The following is a 2,472-nucleotide window of genomic DNA, read 5'->3' as shown; positions in this document are numbered from 1 at the left end:
GATGGGCCGCGAAGCTCAATTAAAGCAGAGGGAAGAATGAGTAGCGTGAGTTTACAAGCTTTGGATGAGGCCGACATACCCGCCTTAATGGCGCTAAGCCTTGCCCAAGAACAAAGCGCCTTTGTTAAGCCCATAAGCGATATTTTGGCGGCTATTAGCCCTGCGCAACGCGCTTATGTAATACGTTGCCGGCAGCAACTGGTGGGCTTTTTCATCATTGATAGAGATTACCCTTATGCTCGCGAGCTCGACTTACATGATGTGGCGTTATTACGTTCGTTCTTTATTGGCCAAGCCTATCAGGGGCGCGGTTATGCTAAACAAGCCTTGGCGCGGTTGCCTGCTATGTTAGCCTTACAAGGTGGGTTTAAACATGTAGCGCTTACCGTTAACTGCCGAAATAAGGCGGCGCAAGGTTTATATTTAGCGACAGGTTTTAGCGATAGTGGGGTATTGTATTTGGGCGGCCCGGCTGGACCTCAGCATATTTATGTTAAAACTTTAGCTTGAGGGGCTAGAACAGGAGGAGAATGGAAGCATAACCTAAGATTATGCTTCACAATTTGAAGTTAGATAACTTCAACATTGGCCGCTTGTGGGCCTTTTTGACCGTCTTCAACGTCAAACGCGACTTTCTGGCCTTCTTCAAGTGATTTAAACCCAGTACCTAGAATTGCACGAAAGTGAACAAACACATCAGCGCCAGATTCCTGAGAAATAAAACCAAAACCTTTTTTTTCGTTAAACCACTTAACGGTACCAGTGCTTTTAGACATTGTGTCTCCTGAAACGATTGAAATATTACTCTAATTTAATTTGCTTGGCTTTTTGCAGGGCTTGGTAATTTGGATAAACTATGCGCTGTCTTTTTTCAAGCGGACACATCATAACAACAACTTAGGGCTCGGCATAGCGACAGCAAGCCGCAAATAAGCTTTTGCTTGATAACGTTTTCAATGTCGTGATGCAGTTCACGAAAGATTCGCTTAAAAACATTCTTCAACATCGATAGTTGTGTGATTTGTGTCACTTAATGGCTTCTTCCCGCCAAGGTTTGCTGGGTGAATTGCCGAAAACGTTGCTCCAATAATAGCGCGTTGTTAGTTTCGCCACTCATGGCTAGCAGTTGTGCGGCCACTTCTGCGGTCGCCCACTGGCCTTTAATGGGTCGTGAACGCAAGCCATATTGCGAAGCTTGTTCTGCTGCAACCGATATTACTGGAAACTTATCTAACCAGGGGCTTTGGTGGAACATTTTCCGCGCCTCTCGCCAGCTGCCATCCAGCAGTATAAATAAGGGCTTTTTGCCGTGCGCTAATTCCACCTTATGTTTTACTCGTTCACTGGGGCTAAAGGCAGCGGGAAACACCACGTAGGGTTGCCATTGGTCTTGTTGGCAAAGCGCCAGTAGCTCTGTATTTGGCTCGGTGCGGCTCCAAATGTAGGCGTAAGTATCGGGGATTAAATCGGCAATAAAGCGGCCGGTATTGCTGGGGCGCAGTACTTCCATGTTGTGCATCAATAACACAAAGCCACAAGCGCTGTTTTGCAGGATTGCTTGCTCACAAAAGCAATGTTGTTGAGGCATTTGGCAGCGGCTACAGCGAGCACGGCGGGCGCCTCGCCCCTTAAAATCAGTGGTGGCAGCGGCTTTGCGCTGGGCATAAAGTTGTAAAAAACGGTTCACAAGAGGGATCTGTAAGGACAAAACGCCAGTATAACCAAGCGCTGGGGGGAAGACTATATTTGCCTATTTAACGCGTTATTGCTCACCTGTATTGAGCGTTTCGGTTTCACTAGGCATTTATGATTGTTGGTGGGCTAAGGGGGAGCCAATAGAGGCGCTTGTGTAGTGCTTGCGAGATTTACTCACAGTATAAATATTATTAAAAGTGACTAGCCTACTCATGTTAGCTAGCCACGTTCGGTATTATATGGTGGGTATGTGGCTAAGCACACTCAGACCCGTATCACTCACATTTAGTTGAGTTACGCCAGTTTCGCCTACTAAAATTAAGCCTTGCTCGGTGGCGATTATATCTTTACAAGCAAACACATCATTGAGAGCTTGTTTCACTAATATATGACTAAACTCAGTGCTGTCGTCAGGGTTAGCTTCTAGTTGTAAAGCAACAAGGCCTTCAACCGCATCACATACGTAAAGAGTTCCCTCTCGCAGAGTTAAACCTACGGGTTCAGATAACTCACGGTACTCGGCTATCGCCACGCTGCTAGGTCTTTCTGTTGAGGCTCCTTCGTCCATCTCTTCCTGAGTGGGCGGCACATAGGCTAATATTTCGCTAGCATCATCAACAAATACGCCATCTCTAGTGCTGAGTTCGTTGTTACCATCTCTAGTGGTGTAATACACCATACCATCATGAGCGACTACAGGGTCGTAGGCTCGAATATGAGAAATATCAGCAACCCACTCTACGGCGGGGCGGTCTTGGCCGGTATTGCGATAAATAC

Annotated in this window: 4 protein-coding genes; 1 reads left to right on the top strand and 3 read right to left on the bottom strand. The window is 46.6% G+C overall.

All coding sequences use genetic code 11. The annotated features are described in order from the left end of the window. A partial coding sequence (locus ACQY6Q_RS02300) for a GNAT family N-acetyltransferase (RefSeq protein WP_427977386.1) occupies positions 1 to 510 on the top strand: 510 nt, incomplete at its 5' end. A gap of 59 nt (positions 511 to 569) precedes the next feature. Here the strand turns inward: ACQY6Q_RS02300 and ACQY6Q_RS02295 are convergent. The 3 genes from ACQY6Q_RS02295 to ACQY6Q_RS02285 form a co-directional block, all read right to left on the bottom strand. Continuing rightward, entirely contained in the window at positions 570 to 776 is a 207-nt protein-coding gene (locus tag ACQY6Q_RS02295; protein WP_055734832.1) for a cold-shock protein, read from the bottom strand. A 254-nt stretch (positions 777 to 1,030) separates the two neighbouring features. Beyond that, complete coding sequence (locus ACQY6Q_RS02290) at positions 1,031 to 1,687, bottom strand: tRNA-uridine aminocarboxypropyltransferase (RefSeq protein ID WP_427977382.1); 657 nt, start codon at positions 1,685 to 1,687, stop codon at positions 1,031 to 1,033. Positions 1,688 to 1,930: 243 nt separating this feature from the next. Continuing rightward, positions 1,931 to 2,472, bottom strand: a 542-nt coding sequence (locus ACQY6Q_RS02285) for a hypothetical protein (RefSeq protein WP_427977379.1), incomplete at its 5' end; no start/stop codon positions are given.

Source organism: Agarivorans sp., assembly GCF_050295395.1.
Lineage (GTDB): Bacteria > Pseudomonadota > Gammaproteobacteria > Enterobacterales > Celerinatantimonadaceae > Agarivorans.
Note: the sequence above shows the minus strand (reverse complement) of the source record. Positions and strands in the feature narration are given on the sequence as shown.